Source organism: Hungatella sp., assembly GCF_046966825.1.
In genome coordinates this window covers 1-20,911 of record NZ_JBKVCZ010000113.1, presented here as the reverse complement: position 1 = coordinate 20,911, position 20,911 = coordinate 1, and the positions used below count along the sequence as shown (strand labels likewise).

Annotated in this window: 17 protein-coding genes and 1 pseudogene; 13 read left to right on the top strand and 5 right to left on the bottom strand. The window is 49.6% G+C overall.

The features are described 5' to 3' along the window. The 3 genes and pseudogenes from ACLTD4_RS25530 to ACLTD4_RS25520 all read left to right on the top strand — a co-directional run. Positions 1-270 (top strand): annotated as a pseudogene (locus ACLTD4_RS25530) (purine-nucleoside phosphorylase); the annotation flags it as partial. A 19-nt stretch (positions 271-289) separates the two neighbouring features. Further along, complete coding sequence (gene deoC / locus ACLTD4_RS25525) at positions 290-958, top strand: deoxyribose-phosphate aldolase (protein ID WP_117633990.1); 669 nt, start codon at positions 290-292, stop codon at positions 956-958. Between the two features lie 62 nt (positions 959-1,020). Further along, a complete protein-coding gene (locus ACLTD4_RS25520) occupies positions 1,021-1,470 on the top strand; it encodes a cytidine deaminase (protein ID WP_029467398.1) in 450 nt (149 codons plus the stop codon). Between the two features lie 250 nt (positions 1,471-1,720). Here the strand turns inward: ACLTD4_RS25520 and ACLTD4_RS25515 are convergent, their stop codons facing one another. The 4 genes from ACLTD4_RS25515 to ACLTD4_RS25500 form a co-directional block, all read right to left on the bottom strand. Continuing rightward, positions 1,721-2,293 (bottom strand): DNA-3-methyladenine glycosylase I, encoded by a 573-nt coding sequence (locus tag ACLTD4_RS25515; RefSeq protein ID WP_117634045.1) that lies wholly within the window; start codon positions 2,291-2,293, stop codon positions 1,721-1,723. A gap of 155 nt (positions 2,294-2,448) precedes the next feature. Further along, positions 2,449-3,642 carry a M20 metallopeptidase family protein gene (locus ACLTD4_RS25510; RefSeq protein WP_117633989.1) on the bottom strand — a complete coding sequence of 398 codons (1,194 nt, stop codon included), beginning with the start codon at positions 3,640-3,642 and terminating at the stop codon, positions 2,449-2,451. Between the two features lies 1 nt (position 3,643). Continuing rightward, positions 3,644-5,260: a response regulator gene (locus ACLTD4_RS25505; protein WP_002601346.1), complete on the bottom strand. Its 1,617-nt coding sequence runs from the start codon at positions 5,258-5,260 to the stop codon at positions 3,644-3,646. Between the two features lie 13 nt (positions 5,261-5,273). Beyond that, positions 5,274-7,025 carry a sensor histidine kinase gene (locus ACLTD4_RS25500; protein ID WP_029467387.1) on the bottom strand — a complete coding sequence of 584 codons (1,752 nt, stop codon included), beginning with the start codon at positions 7,023-7,025 and terminating at the stop codon, positions 5,274-5,276. Between the two features lie 278 nt (positions 7,026-7,303). Between ACLTD4_RS25500 and ACLTD4_RS25495 the strand changes: the two genes are divergently transcribed. From ACLTD4_RS25495 to ACLTD4_RS25470, 6 genes are all read left to right on the top strand, one after another. Further along, positions 7,304-8,653 carry an extracellular solute-binding protein gene (locus tag ACLTD4_RS25495; protein WP_117633988.1) on the top strand — a complete coding sequence of 450 codons (1,350 nt, stop codon included), beginning with the start codon at positions 7,304-7,306 and terminating at the stop codon, positions 8,651-8,653. A gap of 95 nt (positions 8,654-8,748) precedes the next feature. Further along, positions 8,749-9,627, top strand: a complete 879-nt coding sequence (locus ACLTD4_RS25490) for a carbohydrate ABC transporter permease (protein ID WP_002601343.1) — start codon at positions 8,749-8,751, stop codon at positions 9,625-9,627. 10 nt (positions 9,628-9,637) lie between these two features. Beyond that, on the top strand, positions 9,638-10,468 hold the full coding sequence (locus ACLTD4_RS25485; protein ID WP_002601342.1) for a carbohydrate ABC transporter permease: 831 nt from the start codon (positions 9,638-9,640) through the stop codon (positions 10,466-10,468). Positions 10,469-10,478: 10 nt separating this feature from the next. Then, entirely contained in the window at positions 10,479-11,666 is a 1,188-nt protein-coding gene (locus tag ACLTD4_RS25480) for a MalY/PatB family protein (RefSeq protein WP_117633987.1), read from the top strand. A gap of 118 nt (positions 11,667-11,784) precedes the next feature. After that, positions 11,785-12,861: an ethanolamine utilization protein EutH gene (locus ACLTD4_RS25475; RefSeq protein WP_117633986.1), complete on the top strand. Its 1,077-nt coding sequence runs from the start codon at positions 11,785-11,787 to the stop codon at positions 12,859-12,861. A gap of 307 nt (positions 12,862-13,168) precedes the next feature. Continuing rightward, positions 13,169-13,969: a DeoR/GlpR family DNA-binding transcription regulator gene (locus tag ACLTD4_RS25470; RefSeq protein WP_002601339.1), complete on the top strand. Its 801-nt coding sequence runs from the start codon at positions 13,169-13,171 to the stop codon at positions 13,967-13,969. A gap of 25 nt (positions 13,970-13,994) precedes the next feature. Here ACLTD4_RS25470 and ACLTD4_RS25465 read toward each other — a convergent pair whose 3' ends face one another. Further along, the gene (locus ACLTD4_RS25465) at positions 13,995-15,467 is read right to left on the bottom strand and encodes an FGGY-family carbohydrate kinase (RefSeq protein ID WP_181988597.1); all 1,473 of its coding nucleotides are present in this window, start codon (positions 15,465-15,467) and stop codon (positions 13,995-13,997) included. Positions 15,468-15,787: 320 nt separating this feature from the next. Here ACLTD4_RS25465 and ACLTD4_RS25460 point away from each other — a divergent pair, with 320 nt between their 5' ends. From ACLTD4_RS25460 to ACLTD4_RS25445, 4 genes are all read left to right on the top strand, one after another. Continuing rightward, entirely contained in the window at positions 15,788-17,107 is a 1,320-nt protein-coding gene (locus ACLTD4_RS25460) for an ABC transporter substrate-binding protein (protein ID WP_117633984.1), read from the top strand. A gap of 180 nt (positions 17,108-17,287) precedes the next feature. Beyond that, positions 17,288-18,184 carry a carbohydrate ABC transporter permease gene (locus ACLTD4_RS25455; protein ID WP_002601336.1) on the top strand — a complete coding sequence of 299 codons (897 nt, stop codon included), beginning with the start codon at positions 17,288-17,290 and terminating at the stop codon, positions 18,182-18,184. Between the two features lie 12 nt (positions 18,185-18,196). Next, positions 18,197-19,042, top strand: a complete 846-nt coding sequence (locus ACLTD4_RS25450; protein WP_117633983.1) for a carbohydrate ABC transporter permease — start codon at positions 18,197-18,199, stop codon at positions 19,040-19,042. A gap of 16 nt (positions 19,043-19,058) precedes the next feature. After that, positions 19,059-20,771: a glycoside hydrolase family 3 protein gene (locus tag ACLTD4_RS25445; RefSeq protein ID WP_320934689.1), complete on the top strand. Its 1,713-nt coding sequence runs from the start codon at positions 19,059-19,061 to the stop codon at positions 20,769-20,771. Positions 20,772-20,911: the final 140 nt, after the last annotated feature.

Genomic DNA, 20,911 nt, shown 5'->3' with positions numbered 1-20,911 from the left:
GCACAGGGGACCCATGTGGTGGTAGGCAATATTCTTTCTTCCGACATTTTCTATAACGCGGACATCACCGTAAATGACAAGTGGCGCAGTATGGGCGTGCTGGCCGTGGAGATGGAAGCGGCCGCGCTGTATATGAATGCAGCGGCTGCGGGAAAGAAAGCGCTTTGTATGCTGACAATCTCGGATCTGATCTACGGCGAGGAGAAATTAAGCGCCGAGGAACGCCAGCTGGGATTCGGTAAGATGATGGAGATTGCTCTGGAACTGTAAGGAGGCACAGGAGGAAATTATGGACGGAAAAGAAACGTTAAAGTATGTGGATCATACGTTGCTGACCCAGACGGCAACCTGGGAAGAAATCAGGAAGATCTGTGACGAGGCCATGGAATTTGGGACCGCGTCGGTCTGCATTCCCCCTTCCTATGTGAAGGAGGCGAAGGAATATATGAAGGACCGCATGGCGGTCTGCACGGTGATCGGTTTTCCGAACGGTTATTCCACGACCGCGGTAAAAGCGTATGAGACAAAGGACGCGATTGCAAACGGGGCCGATGAGATTGACATGGTCATCAATATCGGCTGGGTGAAGGACGGCAGATACGACCGCGTGGAGGAGGAGATACGCACGTTAAAGGAATGCTGCAAAGATAAGATATTAAAGGTCATCATCGAGACCTGCCTTCTCACCGATGAGGAGAAGATCCGTATGTGCGAGGTCGTAACCCGTTCCGGCGCGGACTTTATCAAGACATCCACCGGATTTTCCAAAGCGGGAGCAACCTTTGACGATGTGGCTCTTTTCAAGGCTCATGTGGGAAAAGAGGTAAAGATCAAAGCCGCAGGCGGCATCTCGTCGCTCTCAGATGCGGAAAAGTTCCTGGAGCTGGGCGCGGAGCGCCTGGGAACCAGCCGGATGATCAAGCTGGTAAAGCGGGAGAAGAGTGACGGCGGATATTAAGCTCTGTTACTGCGGTTTATGCAATACAGTCTAGACTGTTTGGTAAAGGAAAGGAGGCCGTTATGGATTGTACGGAGAAAATGGCTGCGCTTAGGGCAAAGCTTCCCGCTGAGGAGATGATATCCCAGGCATTTTCGGCCATGGCGAAGGCCTACGCCCCTTATTCCGGATTTAAAGTCGGAGCAGCGCTGCTCACGGCTGACGGAATAATCTATCAGGGCTGCAACATTGAAAATGCGGCGTATACCCCCAGCAACTGTGCGGAGCGGACGGCGTTCTTCAAGGCGGTCAGCGAAGGGGTGAGAGAGTTTACTGCGATCTGTATCGTCGGCGGGAAGGATGGTGTCCCGGAAGGATTGACGGCTCCCTGCGGCGTCTGCCGCCAGGTAATGATGGAATTCTGCGACCCGGAGACGTTTCAGATTATTCTGCCTTCCAGCAGGGAGGAGTATGAAATCTTTACGCTGAAGGAATTGCTGCCGATCGGGTTCGGACCAAAGAATTTGCTGTAGAGATGGAAAGAGCGGTAATTAAAAGCTGGTAAAAAAGAAAAATAACGAATAATAATGAGTAACAAAAAATAGAAGAAGCGCTTTTCCGGTCATGGTTGCACCGGAAAAGCGCTTCTTTTTAAAATCCTAAAGTTTCTCCAACGAGAATGACTTTGATACGGCCTTTGACTCTCTGGCGTCCGAGCACCAGATAATTGCAGCAGCGCCTTGCATCACACATGCATCCGGAAGCCATGCTCTAACCATTTCTCTACTCTTCGCGATTATAGCAGAAGCAGGAGGTCATATGATCGTTGACCAGCCCGACCGACTGCATGTAGGCATAAATAATGGTAGGGCCTACAAATTTAAATCCCAGGTTCTTTAAATCCTTACTGATTTTTTCTGCTAACGGAGTGCTGGCAGGGACATCAGACATGGTTTCCCAGGCATTTTTGATGGGTTTGTTATCCACATAGGACCATAAGAACTGATCCAGGGAACCGTATTTTTCACACAACACGAAGTATGCCCTGGCGTTGGTGATGGCCGCGTTGATCTTTAAACGGTTTCGGATGATTCCGGCGTTCTGCATCAGCTCTTCGATCTTCTCGTCGCCGTATGTACTGATGATGGCCGGATCGAAATCATCGAAGGCCTTTATGAAGGCATCCCGCTTCTTCAGGATGGTAATCCAGCTTAAACCTGCCTGCATACCCTCCAGAATCAGCATTTTAAATAGTGTTCTGTCATCGTGAACGGGTTTCCCCCATTCGTTATCGTGATACTCCTGGTTCAGTATATCGTGGGCGGCCCAGTCACACCGTGTGAGTTTGTCTGACATTGGTTCTCCTCTTTCTGCGCAGATGTTGGAATCTGCCTTTTTGTGTACTCTTGCCAGCGGTTCCATATTCTTCAGCCTATTATAATAGAAATTTCTGCTCACATCAATACTTGAGAGTAAAAAGTTTATACATGGCTGTGATGGCGAACCGAAAGCTATTGAAATAGCCATTCCCAAGCGTACGCCGCATAGAGGCGGCAGCCATTTAGTAAAGCCGATTCGTCCAGATCAAAACACTCGTGGTGGAGCGGCCAGGAGGTTTTCTGGGTTCCGTCACTCGTTCCTAAGAATACCATGACGCCGGGGACCGCCTCTAAATATCGGGAGAAATCTTCAGAGGTCATGCTGGCTGGACGTTTTATTAAGTTGTCTTCCCCCCACACGGTCATGGCCGCGTGTTTTGCCGTGCCGCAGCAGGCGGCATCATTGACAGTCGGGAGCAGGGACGGCGTGTAGGTGACTTCAGAGGAGCAGCGGTACATCGCGGCTGTGTGTTCACTGTAACGGGTAAGGGCTTCCTTAAAATAACCGCTGAGCTCCTTGTCGAAGAAACGGATATTTCCGGATAATACAGCTTCCTGAGCCAGCAGATTGACCTTTGTGCCGGCCTGGAAGATTCCGATGGTAAGGACAGCCGGTTTCTGCGGATCAATTTCTCTGCTGACGATTTGCTGAAGATTGACAGCCAGATGGGCGCCGGCAAGGAGCGTATCCGATCCGAGATGGGGCGTCGCGCCGTGGCCTCCGGGGCTGGTAAGGCGGATGGAAAAGTCATCTACACCTGCCATGCAGGGGCCGGGCAGAATACAGATTTTTCCCGTTGGAAGATCGGGCGCCACATGGATCGCGAATACAGTATCCACTCCGTCAAGCATCCCGCGATCGATCAGCGTTCTGGTTTCTCTGCCGGTTTCCTCCGCCGGCTGAAACATGAGCCGCACGGTGCCGGAAAAATGGTCACGGCTGTCCCAAAGAAGCTTTGCCGCCCCCAGCAGCATAGCCGTATGGGAGTCGTGTCCGCAGGCATGCATGACGCCGGGAGACTGTGAAACATAGGGCGCGTCTGAATTTTCCGTAATAGGAAGGGCATCCAGATCGGCGCGCAGCAGAACTGTTTTACTGTGCTTTTCAGGCGGTAAGTCAGTGGTTTCCCCCGGGCGCGTCTGCAAACCGGCAATCTCAGCCAGAATATCGGTTTCATGCAGTGTACGGTGTGGAATACCCAGTTTGTCCAGTTCACTTCTGATTAACTGCTGGGTCTGAAATTCCTGGCCGCTCAGCTCCGGATGCTTGTGAAGCGTTCTCCGTATGCCGATGATATAGTCGGACAACATTGAAAAATCGGTCATATTAATAATCCTCCTGTCGGTGTGTCTCTTCTTTGTACTGTGCCGGTGTCATATTTGTATATTTTTTAAACAGCTTCGAAAAATAGTTGGGGTCGCTGATGCCGACCGATTCTGCAATTTCGTAAATCCGGAGATTGCCGGTCTGAAGCAGTCTCTTCGCTTTCTCAATCCGCAGGCTCGCTAAGTAGTCTACAAAATTCATCTGTGTGACTTCCTTGAAAATCCGGCTTAGATAGGACGGATTGACGTAATTGATCTCCGCGATTTTTTTCAGCGTCAGAGTCGATGTGGACAGATTTTCGTTGAGATACTGCAAAATCGTGTGGATGAGCTTGTTTCCCTTGGCATCGGTATATAGATTTACCTGGTAAAGCGTGAAGCGCACCATCTGAAGGACGTATTGCCGGATGTCTTTTTCATCGGTCAGCTTCAGGATATGCGTGTAGGGCAGGTGATCCGTATTGTAAATTTCATTGTAGGAGATTCCCTTGTCTCTCAGTGTTGCGAGCACGATGTTTACGATGGAGAGCGACAGCACCATGACATCGGAGAGAACATGGCTGGGGATTCGTTCCAGCGAATCATAGGCCGCATCAACGCGCCGCAGAGCGGTATCCTCCTGGGGAAGCTGCATATACAAGGGAAGCTCTTCCGTCACCGTATTGATTAAATTCTGTAATTCCTGCTGATTCTGTTCCTGGGGCGGATTGGCCAGAAATGACTTGTTATGGCTGTATTTGGCGACCTGGGAGTTCTGGTAGGCCTGACGGTAGGAGCTGCGGATATCCTCGAGGCGCTCCACCGGCGTCCCGACGCCCACATACGATTTGATCCCCAGCTTGTCCTTCAGCAGGGTAGAAAAATGGAAGCCGTAATTGTATAAGTTGATTTTTCTGTTTTCGGTCAGCAGGACCAGGTTCATATGAATATCCTGAAAGACCAGGAGGCCGCTTAGCCGCTCCGCTGCCGTTTGGATGATTTCCCGGCACTGGAACTGCTGCATGATGCTTTCTTCAATGTCCTGGCTGACATTCAGCGTCAGGAGAAGGATATTATAGAAACCGGAGTCACGATGCAACGGTATCTGGTAATAGCTCAAATTTTCCCAAAGGTAATCGGAGGGGAGGCTGCTGACCATCATGTTGCTGAAAAAATTCTGGATTATGTAGTCACGGTTTTCGTTCAGCTTCTTTTGAAGGAGTTCGTGCTGATAGAGCTTCTTTTGCTCTTCCCGGATGGAGCTGCGGATATCGGTCACGGTCCGGATCAGTTCCTCACGTTTAATGGGTTTTAAAAGAAAACTCGATATTCCGATTTCCAGCCCCTGCTTGGCGTAGTCGAATTCATCGTGGGCGGTAAGAATGATGATTTTAATGTGCGGATATTCTTCCAGAACCATTTCTGCAAAGTCCAGGCCGTTGATAAACGGCATTTCAATATCGGTGATGATGACATCCGGTTTTCGTTCGGCAATCAGCTCCAATGCCTGGTTTGCGCTGGATACATCATCCGTAATGACATAGTCCAGTTCCTCCCATGGGATGCAGATCCGCAGCAGTCCCCTCATTTTATCTTCATCGTCTACAAGCATCACTTTTATGGGCTGTGGCTGATACATATCGGCAGACCTCCTAAAACGGTATTTTAATGATGACAGAAGTTCCCTTTCCTTTTTGGCTGAGCAGCTCCACGGCACCCTTTTCCGGGTAAGAAATATGGACCCGCTCAATTGTGCCTGCCAGACCGAAGCTGTCTCTGGGCGAGGGGCTTAAGGAGCGCAGGCTTTGCAGCAATTGATCGTCCATCCCGACCCCGTTGTCGGTAACCGTGAGACAGATCTGGGTCTCCTGGCGTTTGACGGATATCAGGATGGTGCCGGGTTCCCCGAGCGGTTTGATTCCGTGGTAGACCGAATTTTCGACCAGGGGCTGAAGCAGGAGTTTTATGATCTCGTGCTGGTACAGCGTTTCATCCACATCATAGTTTACAGTAAATAAATCCTCATAGCGCAGGGAGAGAAGGGAGGTGTAATCCTTTATGATCTGCAGTTCCTGCTCCAGGGTGATGTACTGTTTCCCCTTACTCAGACTCTGTCGGTAAAAACTGCCCAGCGCGGTGATGGCGTCATAGGCCTGATTGGTGTCTCCGGTGAGCACGATGTATCCGATGGTATCCAGCGTGTTATACAGAAAATGCGGTTTCATTTGTTCCTGTAGCGCGCGGAGCTCCGTCTTTCTTTTCAGCTTCTGTTCCTGCACCAGCCGTTCCATGAGAAACTGAAGCCTGTCGATTAATTGGTTGTAATGAATCTCCAGAAGACCCAGTTCGCTGTTCGGATGGCGGACGGCCACCGGTTCGAAATTCCCGTTTTCCGCGCGGCCCATGGCCTGAATCATCTGGGAGACAGGCGTCTGAATCGATTTTGCAATAACGATGACACAGATCAGCATGAGCACCATATTGATGAAGAAAATCCAGAAGGAGATCTGGAGCAGGGAGGTGCTCAGTGTGGACTCGTATTTCAGAGGGAAGGTGGCGGTTAATTTCCACTGGTATTCTGGAATATAGATTCCGGCCGACAGCGAATTCTTGCCGCTGGCACTGTAGTAAGCAGACGCGGGACCGATGAAGGGGCTGATATTGTGGTGATTTTCCCCTTCCTTTGTACTGCCGTAGGTGCTGATGATCTCCCCGGAATCGTCATACAGGGTAATCTCGATATCGGATGGCTGAAAGACGTGCTCAAATATCTGGTTGATGGAGCGCGTCGGTATGTTCATAATAGAGAAGCCGATCGGTTTCTGGGTTTCTAAATCATTGATGACCCGGACTGCCGACAGAAAATCTTCGGAGTAGTCGGGAAGAAAAATATTGCCGGCATGAAGCGAAAGAATACAGCTCCCCTTGGCATCCATGGCGCTTTGATACCAGGGGGCCTCTGTGACAGAGTGAATCACCGGCGTCTTGATGCCGAACTTATCGACTCCATAGAGCTGCCCCTTTAGATTCATAATATAGATAGAATCGAGATGATTGTAGCTGTCGATGATGGTAAAAAGATAATTGTCATAAAATTTCCGGTCAGTTGGTTTCAGTGGAAGCTTTGTGAGATCAGAGATACCGCTTTTCAGCAGAAGGCTGTAGCTGTTATTGGTATTTTCCACCATTTCCACGATGTTGGAGCGGATCGAAGTGAGTGTCTGTCTGGAATGCTGTTCCATGTTGGACAGGACGTATTCTTTCGATACATAGCGGTATGAAAAGTAAGTCAGAATAACACTGAGCAGCAGAAAACCAAAAAAGACCGTGCTGATTTTTCTCGATATTTTACTGTGAAACGCCCAGTTCCACAGATTTAAAGCGCTCACTTTCCGTTTCCCCATAAATGCATCCCCCCTGCTATTATGTCATCATATCACGGTGAATTTTAAAAGTAAACAAAGCGGAAAATGAAGTAAAAAATCTACTAGAGAAAGTAAGCGATTTACTATACGGCTAATGGCAAAGCCGGAAAATGAGACGTGAACCACCGGGAAAATAGTAAGTTAATCACCAGAAACAGTAAAATCTCTCTCTTCCGTGAAAACGCTGAACTGTGTAAAATAGAGTTACATTCACAAGCGCTTTTGAATCAGACAAATCATATTGGAGGAGCGGAATCATGAAAAAGAAAACATGGAGAACCGTCATGGCACTTGCACTTGCGGGTACTATGGCGATGGGACTGACTGCCTGCGGATCGGGTGCAGTAAACAGTACAGCCGGAGGAGATACCAGTGCTGCACAAACGTCTAAGGAAACCACACAGGAGGCCAGTGGTGATACAGGGGAAGTGCCTGTGATCAAGCTGTGGCATATATTCGGAGGGGATACCGATCCAAATAAGGCAATTATCGATCAGGTCGTAAAAGATGCGGAAGAAAAGTTCCATGTAAAGATAGAATCCGACACGGCTGAAAATGAGGCGTATAAGATGAAATTAAAGGCGGCCATCGCGGCCAATGAAACGCCGGACATCTTCTATACCTGGGGCCATGGCTTCATCAAGCCGTTTGTCGAAGCGGGAAAGGTAGAGGCGCTGGACGATTATCTGACCGATGATTTCAAGTCACATCTGGGGCCGTCAACCCTGACCGGCTTCCAGTTCGATGAAAAAACGTATGCGCTTACGACAGACCAGTCGGTGGCCTGCATGTTTTATAATAAAGAGATGTTTGAAAAACTGAATCTGGAAGTCCCGGAGACCTTTGATGACTTCCTGACAGTATGCCAGACCTTCCTCGACAACGGAATCACACCGTTGACCGTAGGCGGAAAGGAACCGTGGACGATTGCCATGTATCACGATCTTCTGGCCTTAAGGGCTGTTGGAAGCGAGGGCGTAAAGGCTGCCACCGGAAAAGAGACTGGATATGACGATCCTGGATTCTTAGAGGCGGCCCAGTGCCTGAAGAAGCTGGTGGATATGGGCGCATTTCCGGATGGCTCCGCCGGTATCTCAAGAGAAGAATCGGAGGTTCCGTTCCTTCAGGGACAGATTCCGATGTACTTAAACGGAAGCTGGACGGCGACGAGAGTGTATAAGGACTCTTCCCTGGTACAGGGGAAAATCGGAGTATTCCCATTCCCGGTATTAAAGGATGGAAAATCAGGAGTGACAGACTTTACCGGCGGACCGGATACGGCCTTTGCGGTCAGCGCAGCCACCAGGGATCCGAAGCTTACAACCGAAGTTGCTCAGTATATTGCCTATGAACTGGCGATCGGAAAGTACAAGATCGGTTCCAGCATCCTTCCGTATGTGAACGTGGACGTAGATAAATCTGAAATCAATCCGCTCTTAATGGAGATCTATGATTTCACAAAAGACGCCACAAGCTATACAATCTGGTGGGATAATCTGATGGAAGGAAAAGATGCAACCGTATATTTAAACAAGCTTCAGGAGCTGTTTGTCGGCAGTATTACGCCGGAACAGTATGTGGCTGAACTGCAGAAATTAAATCAGTAAACGAGGAGCGCTCCCGGAAACGGTTTTTTGAGAGCGCCTCCAAACCGAAAGGGGGCTGGAGACAGTCCCCTTCATAAAAAGATAGGAGGTTTTTTGTGAACCGGGTACTGTCAAATAAAAAAGCCGTGTTTATTTTCCTGCTTCCGGCGCTGGTCCTGTTTTTGACCATTATTATCGTGCCGATCTTTATGTCCGTGACTTACAGCCTCACTGAGTGGGATGGGATCGGGAAAAAGGTATTTACGGGGTTTGATAACTATAAGGAGCTGTTCCTCACCAACAGTGATGGATTCTGGAGGGCAGTTAAGAATTCTTTGATTTTTGCAGCGGGATCTGTCTTTGTGCAGCTGCCGATTTCTCTCATCCTGGCGCTGATTCTGGCAAGAGGAGTAAAGGGGGAACGTTTTTACGTCAGCGTCTATTTCATTCCGGTTCTGATTTCTACCGTGGTGATCGGACAGCTCTGGATGAAGATTTACAATCCGCAGTACGGGCTTCTGAATACGGTCTTAAGATCCATGGGCTTAGAACAGCTTACGGGGAACTGGCTCGGAGACACAAAAAAGGTGATCTTTGCCGTGATCGTGCCGGTGCTGTGGCAATACATCGGTTACCACATGCTGCTGATGTATGCCTCGGTGCGCTCCATCTCAGAGGAGATTTTTGAAGCGGCCCGTATCGACGGCGCCAATGGGATTCAGACTGCATTACATATTACCATTCCGCTTATGAAGCCGATTTTGAAGGTCTGCGTGACCTTTGCGGTGGTGGGATCTTTAAAGAACTTCGATCTTGTGTACGTTATGACGGGCGGCGGACCGGCGGGAGCGAGCCAGCTTCCGAGTACGCTGATGGTTGAGACCATTTTCTCCAGAAATATGTATGGTTATGGAAGCTCGATGGCAATTTTCATTATTCTGGAATGCTTCCTTTTTGCATGGCTGATTCGTGGGGCATTTCGTGACAATGAGTAAGGGAGGACATATGAAAAAATTAAATTTATCCCGGGCAGTCATTCAGGCGTGTCTGATCTTTTGGGCCGCGCTTCAGATATTCCCCTTATACTGGCTTTTGACGTTTTCACTGAAGGACAACACGGAGATATTTCAGGGAAATATGGTTGGCCTCCCCTCGGTCTGGCGCTTTGAGAATTACACCCATGCCTTTATGGGCGGAAATGTGGGGCGCTATCTGGCCAACAGTATTATCGTTACGGCGGCCACTATTCTGATCGTCTGTATTGCATCTCTGATGGCTTCCTATGCCCTGATCCGGATGAAATGGAAGCTTCAGAAGACCTTTCAGCTGATTTTTATCATGGGAATCACCATACCGATCCACGCAGCGCTGCTGCCCGTATTTATCATGATGCGGCAGGTGCATTTAATCAATACTTACTGGTGCCTGATTATTCCGTACTCGGCCTTCGCAGTGCCGATGGCGATTATGATCAGCTCCGGTTTTATCTCTTCCATTCCGGTGGAGCTGGAGGAAGCCGCGTGTATCGATGGATGCAATATATATAAAATCTTTATTCAGATTATACTCCCGCTGATGAAGCCGTCGCTGGCCACGATCGCTATTTTTACGTTTTTGCAGTCCTGGAATGAGCTGATGTTTGCGGTCGTGTTTATCAGCAAGCCGGCATACCGGACGCTGACGGTTGGAATACAGTCCCTGGTAGGGCAGTATACGACAGACTGGGGCCCCATTGGGGCCGGGCTGGTGGTCGCCACGTTCCCCATTATCATTATCTATGTGATATTGAGCAGGCAGGTGCAGCAGAGCCTGATTGCCGGTTCTGTAAAAGGGTAGGTGAGCGGAGATGAATACAGGCTGTTTTGATGAAGTGATCAGCAGAAGAGGGACCAACTGCGCGAAATACGATGAAATGGATGAAAAGTACGGGAAAGATATCCTGCACTGCGGTGTGGCCGATATGGATTTTCGCGCGCCGGAACCCATACGGGAGGCGTGCCGGAAGGTGACAGATCACGGAATATATGGCTATACCAATCTTCCGTCCTGTTATCCCGCTGTTGTGGGGGAGTGGATCCGCAGAGAATACGGATGCAGGGTCGAAGATGAGTGGATCCTGTTTTCCCCGCGAATCAATATTGGGCTAAACATGGCCGTGGAGACGTTTACAAAGCCGGGGGACAGGATTATTGTTCACACGCCGGCTTACCCGGCCCTTACGGATGCGGTGAATAAGCATGGCAGAATCATGATCGGGAGTCCGCTGGAGTGGGACGGAACACGCTGGAGTATGAATTTTGACGCATTGGAATCGAAGATGGATGCTTCTGTGAAAATGATGATTCTCTGCAATCCCCACAATCCGACGGGCAGGGTCTGGGAAGCGGAGGAATTAAAGGCGGTGGAGTCCTTCTGCCTGCGCCATGAACTGTTTCTTTTATCCGATGAGATTCATGCCGATATAATAAGGAAAGGCAGACGGTTTTGCAGCATACTGTCGCTCTCCGAACCGATGAGGAAGAGGATGATCGTATACCAGTCCGTGACGAAGACGTTCAACATTCCGGGAATTATGTTTTCCAATATGATCATACCCGACGATTCCATGCGTCAGGCGATGAAGGCGACGGTAGACCGGGAGGGATTCCATAATCCAAACATATTTGCGGCGGCAGTGATAAAACCGGCATATCAGGAGTGCGGACCGTGGAAAGAGGAATTAAATCGCTGTCTGGATGAAAATATGAGCCTTCTGGCCGGATATTTAAAGGAACACATGCCGCTGTTTGAACTGAGGGAACCGGAAGGAACCTTCCTGGCATGGATTGATTACAGAAAGACAGGGATGACGGAAACGCAGATTGTTAAGTTCTTTCTAGAGGAGGCGAAGGTATCCGTCTATGAAGGCAGCCATTTTGGGGAAGCCGGGCTGGGATTTATCCGGCTGAATGCGGCGGTGCCGAAACGTGTGCTGGAGGAGATTCTGGACAGGACGGGAAACGCGTATTCTTTGAGATTCAGAGGTAAAGAATAGAAGATTCATACCTGCTCAAAAGCGAATGAGGTCTTCCACGAGTATCGTGTTTGTGGTACAATGAGACACAGCCGACAGTGTCCGGTGAGAGATTAAATTTGATTTTGGAGACAGAGATATGATAAACCGGATTATTATGATCATTATGGCGCTGGGCGCCGTGGCTGGGGGAATTGACCGTATCCTGGGGAACCGTTTTGGGTATGGGAAGAAATTTGAGGAAGGCTTTCAGTATCTGGGGCCGACCGCGCTGTCCATGGTGGGGATCATCTGCCTGGCCCCGCTGGTATCGGGGACGCTGGGAAGGCTTATCATTCCGGTTTACCGGTTCCTTGGGGTGGACCCCGCCATGTTTGGAAGCTTTCTGGCCATCGATATGGGCGGATATCAGCTTTCCATGGAGCTGGCGGAGAATCCGCTGATCGGAAGGTACGCGGGAATCGTGGCGGCCTCTGTGTTTGGCTGTACGATTGTCTTTACCATTCCGGTAGGGATGGGGCTGATCGAAGAGGGCGACCGCCCTGTATTTGCAAAGGGGATTATGCTGGGACTGGCTGCCATGCCGGCGGCGCTGATCACCGGAGGGGCTGTGTGCGGCCTGGGGATCGGGGAGATTCTGCATCAGAATCTTCCTGTTCTGGTTCTGGCCCTTCTGCTGGGAATCGGTCTGTTCCGCATTCCTGATGGCATGGTGAAAGGCTTTGAGGTGTTCACTGTTCTTATCCGTACCGTGATAACCGCCGGGCTTGTGCTGGCGGCGGTTACATACATGACAGGATTTGTGGTGATTCCCGGAATGGCTCCTATTGAGGAGGCCATGGCGGTGGTTTCCTCCATCGGTGTGGTGCTTCTGGGCAGCCTTCCCGTGACGGAATTTTTACAGCGCCGGCTGAAACGGCCCTGTACCGCGCTGGGCGCCAGAATGGGGCTGGACAGCATCAGTGTCCTGGGGCTGCTGGTCAGTATCGTGAGTCCCATACCGGCGCTCGTCATGATGAAGGACATGAACACGTTTGGCAAGCTTGTCAATGTGGCGTATATGGTGAGCTCCGCCTCCATGCTGGCCGCCCATCTGGGATTTACCGTGAGCACCGAGCCGGACATGCTGCCTGCTCTGCTGGTGTCCAAACTGGCCGGGTGCGCGGCTGCGATTGCGCTGGGATTCATAACGTCAAAAACAAAGAAGAGATTATAGGTTACTGTTTATAGCCAGGAATTTTAAATTCAAATTTTAAGTTCCTGGCTATTGAACTGTTCAAATAATGAAATATATGGTATGATATGTACTATATAAGCATTTGGCGGGGAATGCTGGACTGAAACACCGCAGATATTTGCTGCAACGTTCGATAAAACGTTCTAAACAAATCCTTTTTCATCAAGAAACGTTCGTGAAATGCGATGCGTCTGAATGAAACGATCAGGAAAATGTATTTTAAGTGAAAATGTCTTCTGCGGAAGGCGGGAAACGAAACTATAACAGGATATAAGAGGTTGTCGAAGTGAAAAACAAAAAGGGTGTCATTGTAAAAAGGCAGCAGACGATTTTACAGAGACTGCAGAAAGAGAAAGAAGTATCGGTCGATCAATTAGCCAATGAACTGGGAGTCTCACCGCTTACCATAAGACGGGATTTGATTGAATTTGAAAATCAGGGATTTGTGAAACGCCATTACGGCGGTGCAAAATTGATAGAAGGCACCCTTTTTGAAGATCCGACGCTGGATGTCCCGCCTGCCACCGGTCAGGACGGAACGACGGATTACAGAAGAGTCGTTGCAAAGAAGGCTGCAGAACTGATTGAGGAGGGCGATATAATATTCGTCAACAGCAGTAAGACGGCTCTTTTAATGCTGGACTATATATCCGGCAAGCGGGTCAGCGTAATAACGAATAATGGAAATGCCATTACCAGCAGTCACGATCCGCTGGTCAGCATTATTCTGACCGGCGGAGAGCTGCACGGAACGAAATGTTCCCTGGTAGGGGATTTTGCACTCGCCACCATACGGAAGATCCGGGCGAACAAGTGCTTCATCGGAGTCAGCGGGATCACGGCAGAAGGCGAGATCAGCACGGCGGTGCTTCAGGAAACCATGGTAAACAGCCTGATGATCGAGCGGGCAAAGGATATGGTCGTCATACTGGCGGATCATAAGCGGATCGGCAAGCTGCATAATTTTATCATCGCGGATACCCATCAGATTACCCATATCGTTACGGACGAGCTGGCCGACGAGGCAGTTACGTCAAGGCTGGAAAAAGATAACGTGACCATATTGAAGGGCCACGTTACCGATTGACAGGTAAGGACAGATAACAGAATATTTAAGTGTAAGGATACAGTCTGGAATAAGATTCCTGATACAGACTGTATCCTTTTTTGTAGTTGTCCCTGTTTTCCGGGAGTGTCTGCGTAACGGCATCGGAGGCCCGGGCGGCCCGAAAGGCTTCTTCCCAGCCGGGATACAGCCCGGTGGCTACGGCGGCGGACATCCATGCGCCTAAGGCAGTGGACTCCGGATTGCTGTACTGGGTGACCGGCGTACCCAGGATTCCGGCCAGGGATGGCGCCAGGGACGGGCATTTCGTAAGGCCGCCGCTTAAGACAATGGACGAGGGGGCAGGAAGATACCGTGCCATGCACTCCATATTGACCTTTATCTCATAGCAGATCCCTTCTAAGATGGCTCTGGCCATATCCCCTCTTGAGGAGGACAGCGTGAGACCCAGGAGGGAGGCCGTGGCCATGCTGTTCCAGTCTGGCGTCCCCTGCCCCTGAAAATAAGGCAGAGCGATGATGCCGCCTGCCGCAGGAGGCGAATCCAGGATTTCCCGGTTGATCGAATCGAAGCCGTGGTCGCTGTCAGGATAAAAGGCGTTATGAAACCAGTTAAAGGCGGAACAGCAGGCCAGAATACTGCTCTCTAAAACGTATTTCCCCGGTATTGCACTGACGCCCGCGATGACTTCGCTGCCTTTAATCACAGGAAGTTCATCGCAGCCGCTGATGATGTAAGCGCCGGTACCTGTCGTGATCTGGGCGTCTCCGTGGCGGATCACCCCCTGGCCCAGCGCGGAGCACTGCTGATCGCCTCCGGCCGATATGAGCGGCGTCCCTTCCAAAAGTCCGGTGAGCCGCGAAAATGGGCCGGATATGTGTCCCGCCACAGTGCCGGGAGATATGAGATCACAGAGCTTGGAGCGGGGGAGTTCAAAGAGCCGCAGAAGCTCCTCATCCCACTCCCGGGTTCCCAAATTCATGAGAAGAGAGCGGCTCCCGTAGGTATGGTCGGTGACCAGAGTACCCGTCATAAACCATACCAGATAATCGGGAATGACCGCCAGTTTTGCCGCATGTTCAAACAGCTCCGGCTGATTCCTGCGGATCCAGGCCATTTTACTGCCGGAGTAAACCGGATTAATCCGGCTTCCTGCCTTTTGGATTATGACAGGATCAGACTTCTTTAAATCATGGCAGAGAGACATTGTGCGTTTGTCCTGCCACATGATTGCCGGAGACAGCGGTTCCATATCCTTCGACAGAGGAAGCACGGAGGATCGCTGTGAGGTGAGAGACAGCACATCAATCTTCCTGTTTTCTTCTTTGGCGGCCTGCGCCAATCCGGAACAGATCCGGATCAGTGCCGAGGTCCAGTCAGAAGCATTCTGCTCTACACAAATCTGATCAATATAGAACGGGGAATAGGAAATTTGAATCTTTTTCAGTTCTGCTGCGTGCACATCGTATAAAATCCCCCTCATGCTGGAAGTACCAACATCAATCACTAAAACGTTCATATAATCCTCCTGAATGAACGAAAAAATAGAAAGAACTTGAGAATACAGGGACAGCATACCAAAAAATGTACAATAAATCAATAGAAGATCGCACATATCGCTATAAAAAATAAAAATATAATTCATAAAAGTACTTGAATGAACAATATAAGGCGAAAAAACGCATAAAAACAACAAGAAACGAAAAAGATTTCTTAACACTATTGACATAACGTACATAAAAGAATATAATGAACGTACAAAACAATCGTAAAACCAATAAATGATCGTAAAAAAGATTGGCGGTTTTTATTGGCATTCAAAATGGAGGGATTATTCACATGAAGAAAAGAAACGTAAGTGTAATGCTGGCAGCCGCAGCCGCAGTGACAGTTCTTGCAGGATGCAGCGGTACCGGAACGAAGACAGAGACCACAACAGCAGCTCCGGCGACTGAGTCTGCGGCAGCAGCGGCGGGAGAAAGCAAAGAGGTGTCAGGAGAAAAGACGAAGTTAAAGCTGGCTCTTTGGGACTATGACGTGGAGGGCTCTGTATACCCGGCCATGATGGAGGCATTTAACCAGAAATATCCCAATATTGAAGTGGAGGTCATCAACGCGCCGGCCAACGATTACGAGACAAAGCTTACCACGATGCTGGCTTCCGGCGATGACATTGACGTATATTTTGCAAAATCCAATACTTCTTATCCGACGCTGGTGCAGAAGAATTTTGCCCTCGACTTAAATGCCGCAGCAAAAGAAAAGGGATTTGATCTCACCCCTTACGGAACCGTTCTGGAACAGCATTATGTGATTGACGGCGGCCTCTATGCCCTTCCGTTCCGGACCAATGACTGGGTGATCTATTATAATAAGAAGATTTTTGATGATGCAGGAGTTGCATATCCCACCAATGATATGACATGGGAGCAGTTCTTTGAACTCGGAAAGCAGTTAAGCCATGACGATGTCTATGGATGTGCGTTCTATCCAAAACCAGGATTTATCGCACCGTGTCTCGTCGGAGCCGTAAACGGGTTTGATATTACCTCCAGCGATTTTAATGAGCTGGTGCCGGCAGCTTCAAAGGTTATGGCAGCGATGAAAGACGGTGTCTGGGAAGACTATGCGGAGTCTGTCTCTATGTCGAAGGATCAGACCTACTTCTACCAGGGGAAATGGGGCATGCTGTATAACGGTTCCTGGATGACGCAGCTTCTGGAAGCACAGGATCTTGGATTTGAATACGGCATTGTGAAATCTCCTTATTGGGAAGGAACCGAGAAGAAGGGCTTCGCAACCTCTACGCCGGTACTGATCAATCCTAAGACGGAAAAATTAGATGCGGCATGGGATTTGATGACGTTTCTCTGCGGAGAAGAGGGCGCAAAGATCGTTGCAGAATCCATGCTGGTTCCGGGATACATGTCAGACGAGATTATGACCACATTTAAAGAGAGCACAGGGCTTGACGAATCATCCATGGAAGCGCTGACGGACAATATCAGCTACGGCCTTGGAGAGGCAAGCGTGAATTTAGGCCAGATGTCAAGTGCAGTAAACGAAGAACTTGAGCTTGTTCTTACAGACAACCAGTCTCCGGAAGAGATGGCTGATAACTTAAATACCCGCCGTGAAGAGATTCTGTCTCAGAACTAAGGGGTGGTTCCTGAGCCGGTATGATATTTTGAGCACTGCACTGCGCCGCATATTACGCAGTGCAGCATTCAAGTCTGCCGGCTCAGACTTTAAAAAGCGTCACGCGCTGAGCGAGATGACATGTATTGCACGTAAGCGGCCAGGGAACGCCGCGAAGTGCTTATAACAAGGAGGGACGATATGGCAAAAACGACAGCAGTATACAAGTCGAACCAGGTAGTGGTCAACCGGAACAGGAAGATGGCGTTCTGTTTTTTGCTGCCAAATATCATCGGGTTTGCAGTTTTTACCTTAATACCGGCTGTTTGGGCAATCGGTTTAAGCTTTACGAATTGGGACGGATCCGGTGCGGCTAAGTTTGTGGGAATTAAAAACTATATCAATCTGTTTCGCGATTCAAACTTTACGATATCCCTTTGGAATACCATTATTTATACGGTGGGGACCGTGCCGTTTATCATCATGCTGTCGCTGGTTATGGCATTTATTCTGGATTCCGGCATTAAGTTTTCTTCTGCAATCCGTGCGGCGCATTTCTTTCCGCATATTTCCTCTATTGTTGCGATTTCGGTTGTATGGCAGTTTCTTTATTCCAAGAACGGCCCCTTAAATCAGATCCTGCACAGCATTGGCCTTCAAAATGTTCCCGCGTGGCTGTCGGATAAGGACTGGGCGCTGCTGGCTGTGATGATCATGATTATCTGGAAAGGAATCGGATACTATATGATCATTTATCTGGCGGGCTTAAAGGGGATTGATAACTCACTGTATGAGGCGGCTACCGTAGACGGGGCCAATTCGTTCCAGCGCTTCCGGTTTATTACGATTCCACAGCTTAAACCGGTTACCTTTTACATAACCATCATGTGCATCATCAACTCGTTTCAGGTATTTACGCCGATTTTCATCATGACAAAGGGCGGCCCGGGACGCGCTACATCCGTTCTGGTGCTTCAGATTTACAAAGAGGCATTCCAGAATTACAAGTTTGGCTACGCATCGGCAGAGGCTATGGTACTGTTTGCCTGTATCTTAGTGGTGACGCTGATTCAGTTCAAACGTCAAAAACAGGATTAGGAGGGAGAGAGCATGGCAGAAAAAAAGAAAAAAACCGGACTTGCGCTGTTCTTATCGATTGTCAAGTATACGGTCGTCATCGCATCGTCTTTAACTATGATTCTTCCGTTCCTCTGGATGCTGTCTTCTTCCTTTAAAGACAGTCTGGAAGTCTTCAATTTCCCCATCCAGTGGATCCCTCAGAATCTGAAACTGGAAAATTACTCCTATATCTGGAATAAGGCCAATTATCCGCAGCTGTTTTTTAACACACTGAAGCTGACGGTGGTGATTACCATTCTGCAGATCGTGACGTGCAGCCTGGCGGCTTACGCATTCAGCAAGCTGGTATTTCCGGAGAGAGATAAGATCTTCATCCTGTACCTGGCAACCCTGATGCTTCCCTACCAGGTGGTTATGATTCCTCAGTTTTCCGTTATCAAGATATTCGGACTCACCAATACCCATATGGCGCTGATCCTGATTCAGGCGTTTAACCCCATGGGCGTATTCCTGATGAAGCAGTTCTTCGATGGAATTCCCAATGAACTGAGCGAGGCGGCGCGGATTGACGGCCTGAATGAGTTCGGCATCTATTCCAAGATCATCATGCCTCTTTCCAAATCGGTAATCGGAACGCTGGTGATCCTGACCTCTGTGTCCGTATGGAACGATTTTCTGGCTCCGCTTATCTACATCAACTCCAGGGAACTGTATACGATTCAGCTGGGAATGCGCAACATGATCAGCGAGTTTACGGCAGAGTACGGGCCGATCATGGCGGCATCGGTCATCTCGATTATACCGATCCTGATCGTATTCCTGTGTTTCCAGAGTTTCTTCGAGCAGAGTCTGGCATCCTCCGGTGTCAAGGGATAAGAAAGGAGCGTACGGTATGAACGTGGATTTTAAGGCAAAGCCATTCTTCCTGGATGAGAGTGATATTGCATGGGTACAGGATTGTATGAAGAAGATGACCGTGGAAGAGAAGGTCAGCCATCTGTTCTGTATTTTAATCAAGGATAAACCGGTGGAAGAGATGGCCGCGGAAATGGATGCCCTGGGCTTTTATCCGGGCGGCTATATGACCGATGTTTTTCCGGCGAGGAAAGTAAAAGAAAATTTCAAAAAGCTTCAGGCCAGAACCGGGATTCCTCTGCTGTTCGCGTCCAATCTCGAGCGGGGAGCGGATGGGATCTGCAAAGAAGGCACTTTATTCGGGACGCAGATGCAGATCGCGGCAGCCGGAGATAAGAGATGGGCGTATGAGCTGGGGCGGGTCTGTGGGGAGGAGGCGGCGGCAACCGGAGCCAATTGGAACTTTGGGCCGATTCTGGATATTGACACGAATTATCACAATCCCATTACGAATACGAGAGTGTTCAGTTCCGACCAGGAAACGGTCCTTCAGATGTCCAGGGAGTTTGTCAGAGGACAGATGGAAAACGGTATGGCCGTATGCTTGAAGCACTGGCCCGGAGACGGGCGGGATGAACGGGACCAGCATATGGTAACCACCATCAACGACTGCACGGCCAGGGAGTGGGATGCCTCCTATGGAAAGATTTATAAAGCATTGATAGAGGATGGCGCGGAAACCGTCATGGCCGCCCATATCATGCTGCCGGCATACTCCAGAAAGATGAATCCGGATATCCGGGATGAGGAGATTCTTCCCGGCTCCCTGTCCTGCGATCTGACCACAAGGCTCCTGCGGGAGCAGCTGGGATTTAACGGGCTGGTGGTGACGGATGCTACGACGATGACCGGATTCATGCAGACCATGGCCAGAAGAGATGCCCTGCCCCTTGCGGTGGCGGCAGGCTGTGATATGATCCTGTTTACCCTGGATTTAAAAGAAGATTACCAGTACGTGCTGGACGCGGCAGCAGACGGGACCATCAGCAGGGAACGTCTGGACGAAGCGGTTGCACGGATTCTGGCATTGAAGGCTCATCTAAAGCTTCATAAAAAGATGGAGGAGGGAACCCTGTTTCCGGGAGATGAGGCGCTGAAGGTGTTTGAACGCGAGGATAACCGCAATCTGGCCAGGGAGTGTGCGGACCGGTCGGTTACCCTGGTTAAGGACACCCAGAACCTGCTCCCCATAAGCCCCAAAACGCAGAGACGGATCCTGCTCCATGTCCTGGGCGACAAGGGCGGTTACCACGATCCCATCTGCAATCAGGCGGAGTATCTGGCCGGGCTGCTGGAGAGAGAAGGGTTTGAAGTGACCGTCTACGATGCTTCCAGAAAAGATCTGCTTCCAATTGGGAACAGCATAGAGAGCATGACGAAGCGGTTTGACCTGATTCTGTATTACTGCAGCGTGAAAACTTCCGGCAGTGACAATGTTTCCAGAATTTCCTGGACCGCGCCGGGCGGATGCAACACACCCAGATACATTTATGAAATCCCGACACTCTTTATATCTGTGGATAACCCTTATATGCTCCTGGATGTGCCAAAGGTCAGGACGTACATCAATGGTTATACACCCAGCAGATACGTAATCGATGCCATAGTCGAAAAAATAATGGGGAGAAGCCGGTTTACAGGGAAAAATCCGGTGGATCCGTTTTGCGGGCTGTTCCATACCCGGCTTTAAAGACTGCTTGACATCAGAAAGTGAGAATGAGATGGACTGGACCTGCGAGGCAGAACGAAAAATTATTGAAAAAATGGACTGGGTTTCAGAAAAATCCAGATTTAAAATCCCGTATACGACGGTTTCGGGAACTCATGACA

Coding starts and splice junctions, on each gene's coding strand:
- deoC (WP_117633990.1), top strand. CDS start 290: ATGGACGGAAAAGAAACGTTAAAGTATGTGGATCATACGTTGCTGACC.
- ACLTD4_RS25520 (WP_029467398.1), top strand. CDS start 1,021: ATGGATTGTACGGAGAAAATGGCTGCGCTTAGGGCAAAGCTTCCCGCT.
- ACLTD4_RS25515 (WP_117634045.1), bottom strand. CDS start 2,293: ATGTCAGACAAACTCACACGGTGTGACTGGGCCGCCCACGATATACTG.
- ACLTD4_RS25510 (WP_117633989.1), bottom strand. CDS start 3,642: ATGACCGATTTTTCAATGTTGTCCGACTATATCATCGGCATACGGAGA.
- ACLTD4_RS25505 (WP_002601346.1), bottom strand. CDS start 5,260: ATGTATCAGCCACAGCCCATAAAAGTGATGCTTGTAGACGATGAAGAT.
- ACLTD4_RS25500 (WP_029467387.1), bottom strand. CDS start 7,025: ATGGGGAAACGGAAAGTGAGCGCTTTAAATCTGTGGAACTGGGCGTTT.
- ACLTD4_RS25495 (WP_117633988.1), top strand. CDS start 7,304: ATGAAAAAGAAAACATGGAGAACCGTCATGGCACTTGCACTTGCGGGT.
- ACLTD4_RS25485 (WP_002601342.1), top strand. CDS start 9,638: ATGAAAAAATTAAATTTATCCCGGGCAGTCATTCAGGCGTGTCTGATC.
- ACLTD4_RS25480 (WP_117633987.1), top strand. CDS start 10,479: ATGAATACAGGCTGTTTTGATGAAGTGATCAGCAGAAGAGGGACCAAC.
- ACLTD4_RS25475 (WP_117633986.1), top strand. CDS start 11,785: ATGATAAACCGGATTATTATGATCATTATGGCGCTGGGCGCCGTGGCT.
- ACLTD4_RS25465 (WP_181988597.1), bottom strand. CDS start 15,467: ATGAACGTTTTAGTGATTGATGTTGGTACTTCCAGCATGAGGGGGATT.
- ACLTD4_RS25460 (WP_117633984.1), top strand. CDS start 15,788: ATGAAGAAAAGAAACGTAAGTGTAATGCTGGCAGCCGCAGCCGCAGTG.
- ACLTD4_RS25455 (WP_002601336.1), top strand. CDS start 17,288: ATGGCAAAAACGACAGCAGTATACAAGTCGAACCAGGTAGTGGTCAAC.
- ACLTD4_RS25450 (WP_117633983.1), top strand. CDS start 18,197: ATGGCAGAAAAAAAGAAAAAAACCGGACTTGCGCTGTTCTTATCGATT.
- ACLTD4_RS25445 (WP_320934689.1), top strand. CDS start 19,059: ATGAACGTGGATTTTAAGGCAAAGCCATTCTTCCTGGATGAGAGTGAT.